Source organism: Tetzosporium hominis, from assembly GCF_002265435.1.
GTDB classification, from domain to species: domain Bacteria; phylum Bacillota; class Bacilli; order Bacillales_A; family Planococcaceae; genus Chryseomicrobium; species Chryseomicrobium hominis.
The window spans coordinates 16,012-32,705 of the sequence record NZ_NOKQ01000116.1; the positions used below are offsets into that span (position 1 = coordinate 16,012).

The 16,694-nt window shown below is 43.1% G+C and carries 12 protein-coding genes and 1 other annotated feature; of the genes, 9 read left to right on the plus strand and 3 right to left on the minus strand.

Annotation, left to right across the window (positions count from 1 at the left end):
• Positions 1 to 4: 4 nt before the first annotated feature.
• The 6 genes from hemB (at position 5) to CF394_RS00540 (ending at position 9,835) form a co-directional block, all read left to right on the plus strand.
• Positions 5 to 985, plus strand: coding sequence for a porphobilinogen synthase (hemB, locus tag CF394_RS00515; RefSeq protein ID WP_094941334.1), 981 nt, complete (start codon positions 5 to 7; stop codon positions 983 to 985).
• Complete coding sequence (hemL, locus tag CF394_RS00520) at positions 986 to 2,278, plus strand: glutamate-1-semialdehyde 2,1-aminomutase (RefSeq protein WP_094941335.1); 1,293 nt, start codon at positions 986 to 988, stop codon at positions 2,276 to 2,278.
• 282 nt (positions 2,279 to 2,560) lie between these two features.
• Positions 2,561 to 2,777 (plus strand) — a binding site (T-box leader).
• Between the two features lie 66 nt (positions 2,778 to 2,843).
• Positions 2,844 to 5,486 carry a valine--tRNA ligase gene (locus CF394_RS00525; RefSeq protein WP_094941336.1) on the plus strand — a complete coding sequence of 881 codons (2,643 nt, stop codon included), beginning with the start codon at positions 2,844 to 2,846 and terminating at the stop codon, positions 5,484 to 5,486.
• A gap of 95 nt (positions 5,487 to 5,581) precedes the next feature.
• Entirely contained in the window at positions 5,582 to 6,868 is a 1,287-nt protein-coding gene (locus CF394_RS00530) for a bifunctional folylpolyglutamate synthase/dihydrofolate synthase (RefSeq protein ID WP_094941337.1), read from the plus strand.
• Between the two features lie 12 nt (positions 6,869 to 6,880).
• Positions 6,881 to 8,053: a bifunctional folylpolyglutamate synthase/dihydrofolate synthase gene (locus CF394_RS00535; RefSeq protein WP_094941338.1), complete on the plus strand. Its 1,173-nt coding sequence runs from the start codon at positions 6,881 to 6,883 to the stop codon at positions 8,051 to 8,053.
• 78 nt (positions 8,054 to 8,131) lie between these two features.
• Positions 8,132 to 9,835, plus strand: coding sequence for a sensor domain-containing diguanylate cyclase (locus CF394_RS00540; RefSeq protein WP_094941339.1), 1,704 nt, complete (start codon positions 8,132 to 8,134; stop codon positions 9,833 to 9,835).
• Between the two features lie 46 nt (positions 9,836 to 9,881).
• On the opposite strand, the gene CF394_RS00545 is transcribed toward CF394_RS00540, so the two are convergent.
• From CF394_RS00545 to CF394_RS00555, 3 genes are read right to left on the minus strand one after another with little or no spacing between them, the layout of a single operon-like run.
• The gene (locus CF394_RS00545) at positions 9,882 to 11,579 is read right to left on the minus strand and encodes a hypothetical protein (protein ID WP_094941340.1); all 1,698 of its coding nucleotides are present in this window, start codon (positions 11,577 to 11,579) and stop codon (positions 9,882 to 9,884) included.
• Between the two features lie 13 nt (positions 11,580 to 11,592).
• Positions 11,593 to 12,153 carry a PulJ/GspJ family protein gene (locus tag CF394_RS00550; protein ID WP_243370589.1) on the minus strand — a complete coding sequence of 187 codons (561 nt, stop codon included), beginning with the start codon at positions 12,151 to 12,153 and terminating at the stop codon, positions 11,593 to 11,595.
• Positions 12,134 to 12,592, minus strand: coding sequence for a PulJ/GspJ family protein (locus CF394_RS00555; RefSeq protein ID WP_094941342.1), 459 nt, complete (start codon positions 12,590 to 12,592; stop codon positions 12,134 to 12,136). The genes CF394_RS00550 and CF394_RS00555 overlap by 20 nt, the downstream gene beginning before the upstream one ends.
• Before the next feature lie 219 nt (positions 12,593 to 12,811).
• On the opposite strand from CF394_RS00555, the gene CF394_RS00560 reads away from it, so the two are divergent.
• The 3 genes from CF394_RS00560 to CF394_RS00570 all read left to right on the plus strand — a co-directional run.
• Positions 12,812 to 14,212, plus strand: coding sequence for a VanW family protein (locus CF394_RS00560; RefSeq protein ID WP_094941343.1), 1,401 nt, complete (start codon positions 12,812 to 12,814; stop codon positions 14,210 to 14,212).
• Between the two features lie 18 nt (positions 14,213 to 14,230).
• Complete coding sequence (locus CF394_RS00565) at positions 14,231 to 15,895, plus strand: GspE/PulE family protein (protein WP_094941344.1); 1,665 nt, start codon at positions 14,231 to 14,233, stop codon at positions 15,893 to 15,895.
• A 115-nt stretch (positions 15,896 to 16,010) separates the two neighbouring features.
• Positions 16,011 to 16,694: IS110 family transposase (locus tag CF394_RS00570; RefSeq protein WP_133079776.1), on the plus strand; the 684-nt coding region annotated here is incomplete at its 3' end.

Consider the following 16,694-nt stretch of genomic DNA (forward strand, 5'->3'; position numbering starts at 1 on the left):
TCGGATGCAACCGACTTTTAAACGCCACCGCCGCCTTCGCACATCTGCTGCAATGCGCGCGTTAGTTAAAGAAACGTATCTTCATAAAGAAGACTTGATCTACCCGTTATTCGTAGCGGAAGGAGAGAATCGTAAGACAGAAGTCAGCTCGATGCCAGGCGTGTTCCAGTTTTCACTGGACCGTTTAGGCGAAGAACTGGATGAAATCGTAGAACTTGGGATTCAGTCCATCATTTTATTCGGCTTGCCAGCTGAAAAAGATGAGATGGGTACAGGTGCTTATCACAACCACGGCATTATCCAAGAAGCAACTCGCTTTGTAAAAGAGCGCCATCCACAGCTTCTAGTGATTGCTGATACATGTTTGTGTGAATACACAAGTCATGGCCATTGTGGTGTTGTCGATGAATCGGAACGAATCGTAAATGACGACTCGCTGAACTTGCTTGCGAAGACAGCTGTCAGCCAAGCAGAAGCTGGAGCGGACATCATCGCACCATCAAACATGATGGACGGTTTTGTCGCAGTGATTCGTAAAGCACTTGACGACGCAGGGTACACAGATATTCCAATTATGTCTTACGCTGTGAAATACGCTTCAGGCTACTATGGCCCGTTCCGTGAAGCAGCAGACGGCGCTCCAAAGTTCGGAGACCGCAAGACGTATCAAATGGATTATTCGAACCGGTTAGAAGCTCTTCGCGAAGCAAAATCGGACGTTGAAGAAGGCGCAGATTTCTTGATTGTGAAGCCGGCTCTAAGTTATTTAGACATTATCCGCGATGTTCGCAATGCGCATGACCTTCCAATCGTTGCTTACAACGTAAGTGGGGAATACGCGATGGTCAAAGCGGCAGCGATCAACGGCTGGGTGGATGAGAAATCAGTCGTCATGGAGACGATGACAAGCATGAAACGTGCGGGTGCTGACTTGATCTTGACGTATCACGCAAAAGACGTAGCAAAATGGCTGGAGGAGAAGTAAATGGCAAAAACCTATACAAAATCTCAGCACGCATTTGAAGAAGCTAAAAACTTGATGCCAGGTGGCGTTAACAGTCCTGTCCGTGCTTTTAAATCTGTCAATATGGATCCGATTTTCATGGAAAAAGGACACGGCGCGATTGTCACTGACATCGATGGCAATGACTATATCGACTATGTACTTTCTTGGGGACCTTTAATCTTAGGTCATACAAACGAAAAAGTTGTCTCTGAAATTCAACGCGTGGCAACACTTGGTTCAAGCTTTGGAGCTTCCACACTTGTCGAAAACGAAATGGCGAAGCTTGTTATCGAGCGCGTTCCATCCATCGAAATGATCCGTATGGTCTCATCAGGAACAGAAGCAACGATGTCTGCACTTCGTCTTGCTCGTGGCTTCACAGGTCGTAACAAGATCTTGAAATTCGAAGGAAGCTACCACGGGCATGGAGACAGCCTACTTATCAAAGCTGGTTCTGGTGTGGCAACACTCGGTCTTCCGGATTCACCAGGAGTTCCAGAATCCGTTGCCAAAAACACACTGACAGTTCCGTTCAATGACTTAGAGGCAGTGAAAGAAGCATTCCACCACTTCGGTGACGATATCGCAGCAGTCATCACAGAGCCAGTCGCAGGGAACATGGGCGTCGTCCCACCACAGCCTGGTTTCTTAGAAGGACTCCGTGAAATCACAGAACAACACGGTGCGCTCCTGATCTTTGATGAAGTCATGACTGGATTCCGTGTCGATTATGGCTGTGCACAAGGTTATTACAACGTGAAACCAGATTTGACGTGTCTCGGTAAAGTGATCGGAGGCGGCCTACCAGTAGGTGCGTTTGGTGGACGCCGTGACATCATGGAGCAGATTGCTCCTGCAGGTTCTGTTTACCAAGCTGGTACACTTTCAGGGAACCCACTTGCGATGGCAGCAGGGTATGCGACGCTATCTCAACTGACTGAAGACAGCTACAAGTACTTCCAAAAACTTGGTGACCGTCTAGAAGAAGGGTTCCGCAAAGTTGCAACTGAATTCGATATTCCGCATACAGTGAACCGTGCCGGTTCGATGATTGGATTCTTCTTCACGAATGAAGAAGTCACAAACTATGACAAAGCAAAAACTTCAGATCTTCAACTGTTTGCAGACGTCTACCGTCTGATGGCCGAGCAAGGCGTCTACTTGCCACCATCCCAGTTTGAGGGACTGTTCCTATCAACAGCTCACACTGAAGAGCACATTGATCAAACGATTGCAGCCTTCCGTGAAGCATTCCGCCAATTGCGCGGATAAACACCAAAGCCTGTTTCCTTTCGAGGAGATAGGCTTTTTCTATAGTTCCCTTTACAAGGACTTCGTTTGGAGTTCCCCGGACTTTAGTGAGCTCTCCTCGGACCACAGCAAGATCTCCGCTGAAAGCACGTGATAGGAATACAGATGGCTTTGCAGTAGAACCTTGGTTCTCTTAACCATTCAGGCAAAAAATAAGGGTAGTAGCGTTTCTTCATAGAAATCATCTCCTCTCATAGCGGCTTGACGACAGGAGAACGATTGCTTACAATAAGAACACATACAAGAAATGCAAAGAACGGGAAGAGTAGACACTCCTCTGATCTGTAGAGAGAAGGCCATCTGGTGAAAGGTCTTCGGTCAAGAGAGTTGAAGGTAGCCCGGGAGCAGCTGTTATGAAGGAAGAGTAGTAGCAGCCGGTGAAGAACCGTTAGTGAATGAAGTGCATGCTTATTTTGGCATGAATTAAAGGTGGTACCGCGATCATACCCTCGTCCTTTTTTCTAAGGACGGGGGTTTTTTGTATGTACCGCCGCTTCCATTCACAAAAACAAAAGGAGTGACGACCATGACAAAAGAAATCGAAATGCCAACGAAGTATGATCCGCAAGCAATCGAAAAAGGCCGCTACGAGTGGTGGTTAGAAGGAAAGTATTTTGAAGCGCATCCAGAAAGTGATAAAGAACCGTATACGATCGTTATCCCTCCACCGAACGTAACAGGGAAACTACACCTGGGGCACGCTTGGGACACAACGTTACAAGACATCATTATTCGCATGAAGCGTATGCAAGGTTATGATGCGCTATGGTTACCAGGAATGGACCATGCAGGGATTGCAACACAAGCAAAAGTTGAAGAAAAGCTTCGTTCTGAAGGGAAGACGCGTTATGACTTAGGCCGTGAAGCATTCCTTGAAGAAACTTGGAAATGGAAAGACGAGTATGCAGGGCATATCCGTTCGCAGTGGGCAAAGCTTGGATTAGGTCTAGACTACTCACGTGAACGTTTCACACTAGATGAAGGTCTTTCTCAAGCAGTACGCGAAGTGTTCGTGAAGCTTTATGAGAAAGACCTCATTTACCGCGGTGAATACATCATCAACTGGGATCCGGCTACGAAAACAGCTTTATCGGATATCGAAGTCATCCATAAAGAAATCGAAGGCGGTTTCTACCACATGCATTACCCACTTACAGACGGCACTGGGTTTATCGACGTAGCAACAACTCGTCCTGAAACAATGCTTGGAGATACGGCTGTAGCGGTTCACCCAGAAGACGAGCGCTACAAGCACTTGATCGGCAAGACGGTAACTCTTCCTATCGTAGGTCGCGAGATTCCAATCGTTGCAGACGATTACGTAGATATGGAGTTTGGTAGTGGTGCCGTGAAGATCACACCAGCACACGATCCGAACGACTTCGAAATCGGCAATCGCCACAACTTGGAGCGCGTTTTAGTTATGAACGAAGACGGTTCGATGAATGGCAATGCTGGCAAGTACGAAGGTATGGACCGTTTCGAGTGCCGCAAGCAAATTGTGAAAGACTTGCAAGAGATGGACGTTCTTTTCAACATCGAGACGCATGTTCACTCCGTAGGTCACTCAGAGCGAAGCGGTGCTGTTGTAGAACCGTACCTATCTACACAATGGTTCGTTCGCATGAAGCCACTTGCTGAACAAGCAATGGCGATTCAAGACACGGACAACAAAGTAAACTTCGTTCCAGACCGTTTTGAAAACACGTATATGCGCTGGATGGAAAACTTGCATGACTGGTGTATTTCGCGTCAGTTATGGTGGGGACACCGTATTCCGGCTTGGTACCATAAAGAGACAGGCGAAGTGTTAGTAGGACACGACGCACCAGAGGATATCGACAACTGGCGTCAAGAAGAAGACGTGCTCGATACTTGGTTCTCGTCAGCTCTATGGCCGTTCTCAACAATGGGTTGGCCAGATGCTGAAAACGAAGAGTTCAAAAAATACTACCCGACGAACACGCTTGTTACAGGGTATGACATCATCGCGTTCTGGGTGTCTCGCATGATCTTCCAAGGTGTCGAGTTCACAGGACAGCGTCCATTTGCAGACGTTCTAATTCATGGTCTTGTTCGCGATGCAGAAGGCCGCAAGATGTCGAAGTCGCTCGGAAATGGAGTTGATCCGATGGATGTCATCTCTGAGTACGGAGCCGACTCGTTGCGTTACTTCCTATCGACTGGTTCTTCACCAGGGCAAGACCTTCGCTACTCGACTGAAAAAGTAGAAGCGGTTTGGAACTTTGCCAATAAGATCTGGAACGCATCTCGCTTTGCGCTGATGAACATGGACGGAATGAAGTACGAAGAAATTGATTTGTCTGGTCAGAAATCTGTTGCCGACGCTTGGATCCTGACGCGTCTGAACGAAACGATTGAAACAGTGACGCGACTATCTGACCGTTACGAGTTCGGCGAAGTGGGCCGTGCCCTATACAATTTCATCTGGGATGACTTGTGTGACTGGTACATCGAGATGGCGAAGCTTCCATTGTACGGGGAAGACGAAGCAGCGAAGCACATGACGCGTTCGGTTCTTGCGTATGTTCTTGATAACACGATGCGCTTGTTGCATCCGTTCATGCCGTTCATCACAGAAGAGATCTGGCAGAACTTGCCGCACCAAGGCGAGTCCATCGTGACAGCAGCTTGGCCGACAGTTCGTGATGACTTGCACTTCCCAGAGCAAGCAGACGAGATGAAACTATTGTCTGAAATCATTCGTTCTGTTCGTACGATTCGTGCAGAAGTTCAAACACCGATGAGCAAGAAAGTGCCGTTGATCTTGTCTGCTAAAGACGACAAAGCACTGAAGACATTAGAATCGAACGCCGCTTACATCGAGAAGTTCTGTAATCCAGAAACTCTAGAAATCGGTCTTCGCATCGACGCTCCTGAAAAAGCGATGTCTGCAGTAGTAACTGGAGCTGAATTGTTCTTGCCACTCCAAGGCTTGATCGACATCGACGCAGAGCTTGCGCGACTAGAGAAAGAGCTTGCGAAATGGGAGAAAGAAGTGAAGCTCGTTCAAGGCAAACTGTCTAATGAGCGCTTCGTTTCGAAGGCTCCAGAAGCAGTCGTTGCGGAAGAACGAGCGAAAGAAGCTGACTACCTTGAAAAACGCGATACAGTCATCAAACGCTTAGATGAATTAAAGAATTTGTAACATTCAAAAGAGAGGGCATTTGCCTTCTCTTTTTGATATACTGAATCTGTAGTTTCGCAAGTCGAAGAATTCATTCCACTAAGAGGAGAATACCCATGTACACTAACCTACAAGAATGCTTAGATTTCGTATTTTCAATACGTACAAGTGTTTACAAACGCACACCGCTAGAAATGATTGAAGACATTTTAGCAGATCTAGGCAATCCTCATCATAACTTTAAATCCATTCACTTTGCTGGTTCGAACGGCAAAGGTTCTACATTAAATGCAGTCGATTCGATTTTGAAAGATGCGAATCTTTCAGTCGGCGTGTTCACATCACCTCATATACACCGCGTCAATGAGCGTATTCGTATTAACGATGTCCAAATCCCTGATGGCGAGCTTCTGGAGTACTTGAACCAAGTGCTTGAAATCGTGGAGACGAAATACGACGGTAAGTATCCGACATTTTTCGGCATCATCACTATCGTGGCTTACATATACTTCGCGAAACAACAAGTGGATGTCGCTTTGATAGAGACAGGAATCGGCGGACTCCGTGATTCGACGAATGTCATCACGCCACTTGTTTCTGTGATCACGACCGTATCGTATGATCATATGGACGTTTTAGGCAAGACGATTCAAGAAATCGCTTCTGAAAAAGCAGGCATCATCAAGCCGGGTGTTCCGGTTGTTTCTAGTGTCAAAAATCCAGAAGCACAGCAAGTCATCCGAGACACAGCTGCTGAAAAGAACGCACCACTTCAACAACTCGAAGACGACATGAAAGTATCGAATGTCCGTCTAGAGAACGGCTACCAAGTATTTGATTTAGAAATCGGAGAAGAACGCTTAGAAGGAATCGAACTTTCGATGTTCGGGACTCACCAAGCGGAGAACGCAGGTCTTGCAGTCACAGCAGTTCGTGCCTTGAAACCAACATTTGAAATTTCAGACGAGGCTATCTACTCAGGCCTGAAGAAAGCGAAATGGGCTGGGCGATTCGAGAAGTTCGGTGAACACATCGTGATCGACGGCGCACACAATCCGGAAGGCATGACCATGCTCCTTCAGACGTTGACCGCCGTCTACCCTGAATATAATTATCATTTCTTATACGCAGCACTTGAAGAGAAAGACAACGCATCAAGCGTTTCGATGGTGGATCAAGTAGCGTCGACTATCACGTTCACGAGCTTCCATCATGCAGGAGCGACACCAAAAGACAAGCTGCTCGACTATTCGTCACATATTGAGAAATCAGCAGCTGATGACTGGAAAGCAGTTATCGACACATTCAAAACGACGCATCAAGCTAATGATGTCCTCGTCATCACGGGTTCTCTCTACTTTATGAGTGAAGTCCGCGAATTTTTACTACAGACTACAAAGTAAGGAGACTTGGCTATGCAGATTCCAGGTTTTGCTTCTTATAAAGAGCGTCACGGAATCACCAGCCGCTCGGTCATTGAACTGGGTCTCGAACGTATGGAAAGGGTGCTCGATAAACTCGGGCACCCTGAGCGTTTTTCTAAGGTGATTCACGTGGCAGGAACGAACGGCAAAGGCTCAACAATTGCTTTTATCAAAGCACTGTGCGAATCCCATTCGATTTCATACGGAGCGTTTCAATCGCCTGCGATAGTTGATGTCCATGACCAGATTGTCGTTGCCGGACAAGCCATCACTTCTGAAGAATTAGATGCGGTCATGATGAAAATTGCACAGGTGCCAGAAGCGACAGAACTCACAGATTTTGAACTGTTGACCATCTGTGCTTTTGTACATTTTCAGCATAAAGCTCCGGAAGTGTGGATCATTGAGACGGGGATGGGGGGACGGTTCGATAGCACGAACGTCATTCCGAAAAGTGTTGCGGTCATCACCAGTCTGTCACTGGATCACACGAACTTCTTAGGGACGACTCTCGATTCAATTGGCTATCACAAAGCAGGTATCATTAAATCTCATTCTAATGTATTCGTTCCAAGTACCACTTATTTGCCTCCTATTGAGCAGCAAGTAAACGAAGTCCAGGCAACGCTGCATAGTTTAGAACCATTTGGTCCACAGGTGGAGTTGTCCTTGCTAGGTGAGCATCAACGAATGAACGCAACCTTAGCAGTGCACGCTCTTGAATCTCTGTTCGATTTGGATCCAAAGAAAGTAGAGCTTGGACTAAAACAAGCCTATATTCCGTTTCGAATGGAGAAGATTGCAGACAATGTCTATATGGACGGAGCTCATAATGAAGCGAGTGCAAGAAGTCTTGTTGAAACGATTCGAACAGAATTCCCTGGACAACCAATTCATATCGTACTCGGGATTTTAAAAGATAAAGATTTTGAGGGTGTATTGCGGCTATTTGAAGAGATTGCTGACCGCATGACATTTGTCGAATTTTCACACGTACGTGCTCTTGAGCCGAATAGACTAGTCGAACTTTGTCAAATAAATGAGTTTTCTGTCACTGATGTTCAGAATCTAGATATAAATACACTGAAAAATGAAAAATTCAAGACTTTTGTAACGGGTTCTCTTTATTTCTTAAGTGAATGGAGATTCAAAAACAGGATTTAATACCTTATCGTTTTTGCTTTAAGGAGTGCTATAATTTGATTTGTCAGACAACTGTAAATTCAAGACGGGAGGGCCAAAGTGGATTTCAGCAAGCGTACCAAACAAACTATTGTACTGCTTTATATCTTTACCGGACTTCCACTGATGGCAGTCCTGTTCTTTTTGTTTCCAAGTCAACCAATTGATCTTAGCATTGTCGCCTTGATGCTGATTTTGGCCGTAGCTACCACAGCCATCCCATTCCACATTGGGAACACAACGATTTTCCTCTCGCAATGGGTGACAGTTGCAGCCTTTTTAGAATACGGAGCCGGTATTGAGATGCTACTCGTTCAAATCTCTATCTTGCCGATGGTTTTCCGTGTTCGTTTCTTATCGGATTTAAAGTACCGTATCCTATACAGCTCTTGGATGTTTGTACTCGTCTCGCTACTATCCGCCGCAGCGGCTCACGGTGTAGGATACACACTTGGCAGCGAAGATATTAAGATGATCATATTAGGCGCTAGTGTATTTTTAGTTGTTAGTTTAGTCTCCAACCATATTATTCTGTATGCTCGTGACGCCATCTTAGGCACAAAAGAACGCTTCTTCTCTCGAGATGCTGCATGGGATTATACAGGCGGACTTATAACATTACCTTTTGCAATCTCACTTTATATTCTTCAAAATGAAATTGGGTGGATCGCTTTTTGTCTACTGGGTATCCCGTTTTTACTGATCACGTATGTGATGCGTATGTACAATACGGCTGAACGAGCGAACATCGCACTCGCGAAAGCCAGCGCATTTGGTCACGAGATGGCGGACCGTCTAAGCTCAAATCAAATTATCAATATGTTCATGCGACGCGTATCCGAACTGTTTCCGTTAGATGCCATTTATATTGTCGATAATATTAAAGGCAAGTACGTCGTCCTTCGAGCCATTGAAGACAAAGAGGAAGTGACGATCAAAGTGGATTCTGATTCCATACTGGAGTCCTTCATTCATAGTTACTTCGTCCGATCAGAAAAGCAGTGCTTCGGTAAAGCATCCGAATGGATGAATGAAGCGCCAGACTTCTTAGGGAAAGATATGAACAGTCTCTTGATTGTCCCCATCTCTCGAAACAAAAAGACAGAAGGAATGGTCGTCCTTTCTGCCCGAAAAAAATATGCGTTTGAAAAATTCCAGATGGATATCGTACACTTGCTTTCTACATATTTTGCTGTGTCACTAGAAAAAGCACGATACGTACATGCAGCAGTAGAAAAGAGTGAAACTTGTGCATTGACTGGACTCTACAATTATCGATACTTGGATAAGAAATTGGAGATGGAACAGCAGCGACTGGATTCTAATCCACATTTGATGCTTTCACTCTTGATGCTAGACATTGACCATTTTAAACAAATAAATGATCGCTATGGTCACCATGCAGGAAATATAGTCTTAAAAGATTTCGCAACACTAGTGAAGAAACATGTTCCTGAGGACGGTACGCTCGCACGGTACGGGGGAGAAGAGTTTGTGATGTTACTGCCCCAGCTCTCAAAACAAGAAGCAGCAGACCTTGGAGAAAAGATTCGCATCGAAGTCCAGTTAACGCCATTCTTGATTGATTCCGATCTTACTAGCAATCGTCATGATGAAATCATCTACATCACTGTTTCTATAGGGGTCTCTACGGCTCCAGAAGATACAGACGAAACCATCACGATGTTACGTAACGCGGACCGAGCTCTTTATATCGGAGCGAAGCAGGCGGGACGTAACAAAGTGGCGGAATATATGAAATAAAACACCTCGTCAAAGCTTATATATAAGCATTGACGAGGTGTATTTATTAAGGGCCAGAAGTGATTTCTTGTTCAATAATGACAGGTTGGTTCATAGTTGGTGCTATCTCGGTATCAGCTGGTCGTGTGAAAGTGATAAATTCAGGAATCAAGTTTGGGTCATAATCAATCACCATTCTTGAAGGGACTCGCTCATTGTTAATAATTGCTTTTTGAATAGCTACTGAATCGTATTCATAATCTTTAGACTTCCCTCGAACTGCAGTTAAGATAATTCTATCTGCTGAGATACCTCCATTTAGATAGATATTAGAAGCTACCCCATACATTAGAAAGTTTTGCTTAGTGTAGAAAAAACCTTTAATTTTACTTGGAGTATCTTTATCTACAGACATATTGGAAATTTCAATTTCACCATTTGAAAAAATATATAAATTGCTTCCATCTACAATCGAACTATTCGTCATGTTTACATTACCATCCACATAAAATATAGCATCACTGTTTAACTTTGAGTTAGTTATGGTAAGGTCGCCTGTAATATAATAAATTCCTTTAATATTTACTTGGTCCGTAGAGATTGAAGATATTGTTAAATTGCTAATAACATCTCTATAACCGTATTCCAAGCACCCCAAAAACCAAAATTTACAATACCTTTGAGTACTACCAAAATAAAAACTATTATTTTTGTCTGAAGAAAATTTTGAATCTGAATTTCTGCTTATAGTGGTGCTAGCAAGATCACGATATTTTGCTGAATTTTTCTGGCTACTAATCTCGTTAGAGATGTTTAAGTTATCTACTGGCAAATCTCTTCTTTCAAAATTGACTTTTTCACCATCTGTTAAATAATCTCTAGCTAAATCTAAACCCGATTGATTAAATACATTTAGCTTAGTATAATACTCATTTGCGTTTAGACGATCAGTTTGGTTGGTTAATGAAGTGAAGAGCTTGCCCGTGGTGTGACTATTATCAAATACATCGTTCGGCATGTATGATTCATTCTTCATTGTATATACATTATAATTTGTATTAGTAGGTAATATTATTTTCGGGGTGAAATTTCTACTAATAATCCTCGGTGCCAAACTAGGTACCCACTGCACACGTCCTTCTTTCTTCCAAAAAGCTGTACTAGAAATTATCAAGTTTCCTTCCGTTTTTACATCTCCGTAAATATCCATACCACCGTGTAAGAATAAGTTGCCATTATCATTTGTCGACAAAGCATATCTCAACTGATCTGGCACATTATCAGTTCCATACATCAAGTGTTGCCGAACCGTCTTTATTTGTTCATTTACAATGCTAGTACTTCTTATAACTACAATCCATTTAAGACTTGTGTTTAATTGTTCAATAGTGGGAGATGGATTATCTTCAAGATAAATTCTTTCTATACAAACGGATGTTTCTCCTTCGGACTCTGAGGAGATGTCAACTTCCCCAGTACTACATTTATATTTGTTTTTTTGTAAAACATCATTTAGTCTAGAAATATATTGAGGGACCGTGAGTCTTGTATTATTAATTGAAGATTCGAGTTCGTCCTGTAAAGATAAAGTGAAATATTCTGCTCCTTTTAATGCTAAGTCCTCAGCTAAAACAGCTGTCTCTCTAATTTTATTTTGCTTTGAAGCGGTAATGTTTGCAGTGATCATAGCAAGGCCAAGCACACTAATTAATATTACAAGTAAGAGAGTAATAAGAAGGGCATACCCTTTTTGCTGTTTTACCATTTAGATCCCTCCATTAAATAGGTTGAAATGTTTGAGTGAACTTTACTTCTTTGGTTTGAGATTTTCGTGATGTTGTGTCTTGATAAGTAATTATTAAAATTAACTCAATTAATTTAGTCTGACTATCTACTTTAAATCCCGATGAATCTTTTATTTCAAATTTGGTATCAGTTATCAGGGGCTGAGTTCCAATAACTAAAGCATTTTTGTTGCCAACTTTCTTTAACTCTATTGCAATAGCGTTATCTTTACATAAATTGTTGGATTGATCATATTTCGGACAATCTTTATAGGAAGCAGAAGAAATAGTCAATTTTTTTAACAATTGTTGACTATCTGTAGTAGAGGCTTCCTTGATTTGATCAAAATGCACTGAGGCCAATTCGTTATTTACTTGCAAAAATAATAGATCAGCATGTGATCTGAGTTGCGTATTAAGTTGGTTAGTTCTGTAAGTATTTATAGAACTAGTAAACATTGAGAAGACAAATAGTGAGATAATGGACAACAATACAATTGTAGCAAGCAATTCTATAAGAGATAGACCATTTTGATTACGGAGTTGTTTTTTCAATTTGAATATACCCCTCTGTCCTTGATTTTATTTCTGTGCCTTTAAGTGATACTTCAACTATTACAGTGAAAAGACCGAGTTGAGACTCTGAACGCTGTGTGTCTATATTAAGTGACGTGTTGTGCTTTACTTTGTACTCAATGATATAAGTTTTATTGTTTAATTCTATTGTTTTTGGTAAATCTGTAGAGTCTTCAATTGCAGATTTTACATCGTTAAGAGTAGAAGTGGTATTTAAGCCAAGAGGCACGCTGCTTACTCGATTAAAATAAGTATCCGCTAGTTGTATAGTAGAAAGTTTATCGAGATTTTTGTAACTTGTATTAAAATTGTTCACCATTATAGAAGCAAAAGATAATAAGATAATGGCCAGTAGAGTAATCGCAGCTAAAATCTCGATTAGAGTAAACCCTCTCGAATTCAAAAAATTTTTGATCACCTATTGCACCTCCGAATAGTACCAATTATACTTTCATCATAACAGAGCGTTCAAAAGAATGAAACAAAGGAAATATTTGTCGAATATATTTCAAAATTAAGGTAGAAAGTTGTATTCACAGTTACAAGTATTACGATACAATAGTGATGAAGAAGTTGTATATATGATGTTAGGCCTATATAAACATATGAAATTTTTGAGCAAGAGGGGTGAAGGACTTTGCCGAAATCACTACCATACATACTATCTATTGCACTAGTTATCATGTTGTTTGCTTCTCCTATTGTCTTAGCAGATGAACAGTCACACACGCTAGGTGGAAAAACGGTTCCTAGCTTAGATGAAGCAGAACTCACTTCGTGGATCACAGGTGAGATTGCCATTTGGTCAGAACAAGCAGTTCCTGGATTGCAAGCATCTGCCCCGAATCTACAAGTCGCACCAGAAGATTTCCAATTTGATGTTAATCAATCGGTTGAGCAATTTCTTGAGAAAGCAGATGTGCCATGGTACGCATTTTGGAAACGAAATCAAGAAGTGCATCAACCATTAGTGGTGACTTTAAGTGATCGTTTGGTTGCAGCAATTGACGCAGATCCAGCCTACGATATGAACCAATCAATCGAAGAATTGAAACTAAAAGCAAGCGTGTTGAGTACAGAACCTATCTTATTAGTAGGAAGTTCTGTGACGACCGAGGATATGGAACGTGTTGGTTTTGTGAACGTCCAAACAGGACTACCAGCAGCGGAACTGAATACTGTCGTTGAACTATTGAATCAAAAATCTCTTCCTTCACAAGAAATCTTTTCATTAAATGAAGCTTTAGAACAGGGAGCAACACCTATCTCTGATCAAACTGCGAATTTTGTCGCTTCCATGTTGTACATCACGGTCCTTCAAACAGAGTTTGATCTTGTGGAGCGTCATTCACAAGGAGTGGTTCCGAGCTATACAACACTTGGTCTTGAAGCTATGGTTAGCGCAAAGTTAAACCGTGACTTAAAGTTCAAGAATACATTTGACACACCGGTAATCATCCAGGCTTCGAATTCAGCTGGTACATTCTTAATAGAGTTCTTAACTCTAAACCCGGATTCTACTACTAGTTATGAAGTGGGGTCTCGAGAAGAAATTGAACCAAAACGAATCGAACGATTGGTTGCAGATTTGGCGTATGGACGTGAACGCCAAGTAGAGACTGGACGCAGTGGATGGCGAGTTGTAACATACCGCACGATCACTTCAGACTCTGGTTCATTTGAGACACAAGAAATCGTGGCACGTGATTATTATCCTCCTGTAAATGAAGTCTTCGAGGTCAGCGCGAAAGAACCACCAACGCCACCTGCGACTGGTGGAACGACCGACGGAACAACTGGTGGCACTTCAGGTGGAACAACTGGCGGAACTGGCACTGACTCGGGGACTGGAACTGGAAATGGTACTGAAACAGGTTCAGGCACTGGTACTGGCTCTGGAACAGATAGTGGGTCTGGTACAGGAACTGGTACAGGCTCCGGAAATGGTTCTGGCGACGGTTCCGGTAACGGGAACGGAGACGATACCGATTCTGATGATCAGGATGATTACGATAAAGGCGGAAATAAAATTAATTAAAGAAAGGGGAGTGGCGTCATGAGGTTGAATACGAAAAAACGTATTGGAGATATGCTGGTTGAAGCGGGAATGATTTCTCAAGAACAGCTTGAGTTTGGACTTGCCAACAAGGCGCCTGCTGAAAAATTAGGGGATTACTTCATTCGTGAGAACCTGATCACAGAGCAGCAGTTGAATGAAATGCTTGAAATGCAGCTTGGAATTCCGAATATCAACTTGACACAGTATCCAATCGATCCGGAATTGACGACACTCGTCCCTAAAGATATTGCGAAGCGACTCCTAGTTCTTCCTATTAAACGAGAACGCAACAAACTCTTACTTGCGATGGCTGATCCAATGGATTACTTTGCAATCGAAGAAGTGCGTATGGCAACAGGGCTTCAAGTGGAACCTGCTATTGCTGCAAAATATGATTTGCTGCGTATGCTCACTAAGTTTTACGACCTAAAAGAGACGATGGACATGTCGTTGCAAGACATTATCCCGGACAACATGGATGATGAAACACAGATTACCGATCTTGATTCTCCAATCGTAAATCTCGTAAACCAATTGATCAGTAACGCAGTAACACAACGTGCATCGGATATTCATTTTGATCCACAAGAGACTGATTTCCGTGTTCGTTACCGCATTGATGGGGTGCTTCACTTAGAAAGAGCGTTACCTAAATACATTCAAAATGTAATTTTAGCGCGTATTAAAATTCTTGCAAACTTAAATATTACTGAGCATCGTATTCCGCAGGATGGTCGTATCAAGCAAAACATCAATATGAAGCCAGTCGATATCCGCGTTTCCACTCTACCAACTATTTACGGCGAAAAAGTCGTAATGCGGGTACTTGATTTGACCAATGCTATTAACGATATTTCTAAACTGGGATTCAGTGACAGCAACTTAAAAGCGTTTAAGAAAATGTTGAAACGACCAAACGGGATTGTGCTGATCACGGGACCTACAGGTTCTGGTAAATCATCTACTCTATATGCTGGTTTGAATCGATTAAATGAAGACGAAGTAAATATCATTACAGTTGAAGATCCAGTTGAGTACCAATTAGAAGGAATCAACCAGATTCAAGTCAAAGAGGAAGTTGGATTAACATTCGCAGCCGGTCTTCGTTCTATTCTTCGTCAAGATCCAGATATCGTTATGATTGGGGAGATTCGAGATCTCGAGACAGCACAAATCGCAGTTCGAGCTTCACTTACAGGGCACTTAGTATTAAGCACACTGCATACGAACTCAGCAGTCGAATCGGTGTCTCGCCTACGAGATATGGGAATTGAACAGTTCTTGATTGCTTCTTCGTTGGTAGGTGTTATCTCTCAGCGTCTTGTACGCCGAGTTTGCCGTGACTGTGCTGTAAAAGAAGCAGCTACTGACCGTGAAAAAGAACTATTTGCCGAGAATGGTGTTGAAATCCACGAAATTTCACGTGGTGTTGGTTGCCCTGCCTGTAACAACACAGGTTACCGAGGCCGATTAGCCGTACACGAAGTATTAGAAGTGGATGATGAAGTGCGAACAATGATTATCGATGGTCGTACGCAACGAGACATCATGCGGTATATGAAACAAGCCAATATGAAGTCGTTACTGCAAGATGGTATGGAAAAAGTGGCTCAAGGCGTTACAACTACAGAAGAAGTCTTCCGCGTTGCAACACTTGATTAAGGAGCATTCCTGTTAGGAAGATTTCTGAGGCCTTGAATAAAAAAAAGCCCTCTTTTATGATGATTGAGTGGTCACCCGAGAAAATGACCCAATACATCTAAGAGAGGACTATTATATGAATTCTAAAACGAATGAAAAGATTAATCAAGTCTCAGAAAAGACACTGGTCATCGGTATCGACATCGCCAAGCGTACACATTTCGCCTGTGCAGTCGACGACCGCGGCCGTGTGCTCCAGAAATCCTTCTCGTTCACCCAGTCACGGCACGGCTTTGAGGTCCTCTACACGCGTATCATCGCCCTCAAAGAAGAACATCTGAAACAAGATATCATTGTCGGTTTTGAACCGACCGGGCACTATTGGATGAACCTGGCGGCCTTTCTCACCGACCATGGCATCCCCTATGTGATGGTCAATCCGATGCACGTCAACCGATCGAAAGAGCTGGATGACAATCTACAGACGAAGAATGACAAGAAGGATGCCGTCGTGATTGCGCGACTGATGCGAGACGGGCGCTTCAACTATCCTCGGATCTTGGAAGGGATCGAGGCTGAATTGCGGAACGGTGCGACCCTTCGCTCGAAGATCCAAGAGGATATCAATGCGCTACAGAATCGGATCATCCGCTGGCTCGACCGTTTCTTACCTGAGTTCACGATGGTCTTCAAAAGTTTTGGGAAGATGGCCTATGCCGCACTTGAGAAGACGCCTTTGCCGGTAGACATCGTCGGTAAGGCTCCCGAAGAGCTCCTCTTCCTCTACCGTCAGGTAGAAGGCATGAAGAGCCCTCAGCTC

What these genes read in the sequence shown, in the direction of transcription:
- hemB (WP_094941334.1), top strand. Translation starts at nt 5, where the DNA reads ATGCAACCGACTTTTAAACGCCACCGCCGCCTTCGCACATCTGCTGCA.
- hemL (WP_094941335.1), top strand. Translation starts at nt 986, where the DNA reads ATGGCAAAAACCTATACAAAATCTCAGCACGCATTTGAAGAAGCTAAA.
- CF394_RS00525 (WP_094941336.1), top strand. Translation starts at nt 2,844, where the DNA reads ATGACAAAAGAAATCGAAATGCCAACGAAGTATGATCCGCAAGCAATC.
- CF394_RS00530 (WP_094941337.1), top strand. Translation starts at nt 5,582, where the DNA reads ATGTACACTAACCTACAAGAATGCTTAGATTTCGTATTTTCAATACGT.
- CF394_RS00535 (WP_094941338.1), top strand. Translation starts at nt 6,881, where the DNA reads ATGCAGATTCCAGGTTTTGCTTCTTATAAAGAGCGTCACGGAATCACC.
- CF394_RS00545 (WP_094941340.1), bottom strand. Translation starts at nt 11,579, where the DNA reads ATGGTAAAACAGCAAAAAGGGTATGCCCTTCTTATTACTCTCTTACTT.
- CF394_RS00565 (WP_094941344.1), top strand. Translation starts at nt 14,231, where the DNA reads ATGAGGTTGAATACGAAAAAACGTATTGGAGATATGCTGGTTGAAGCG.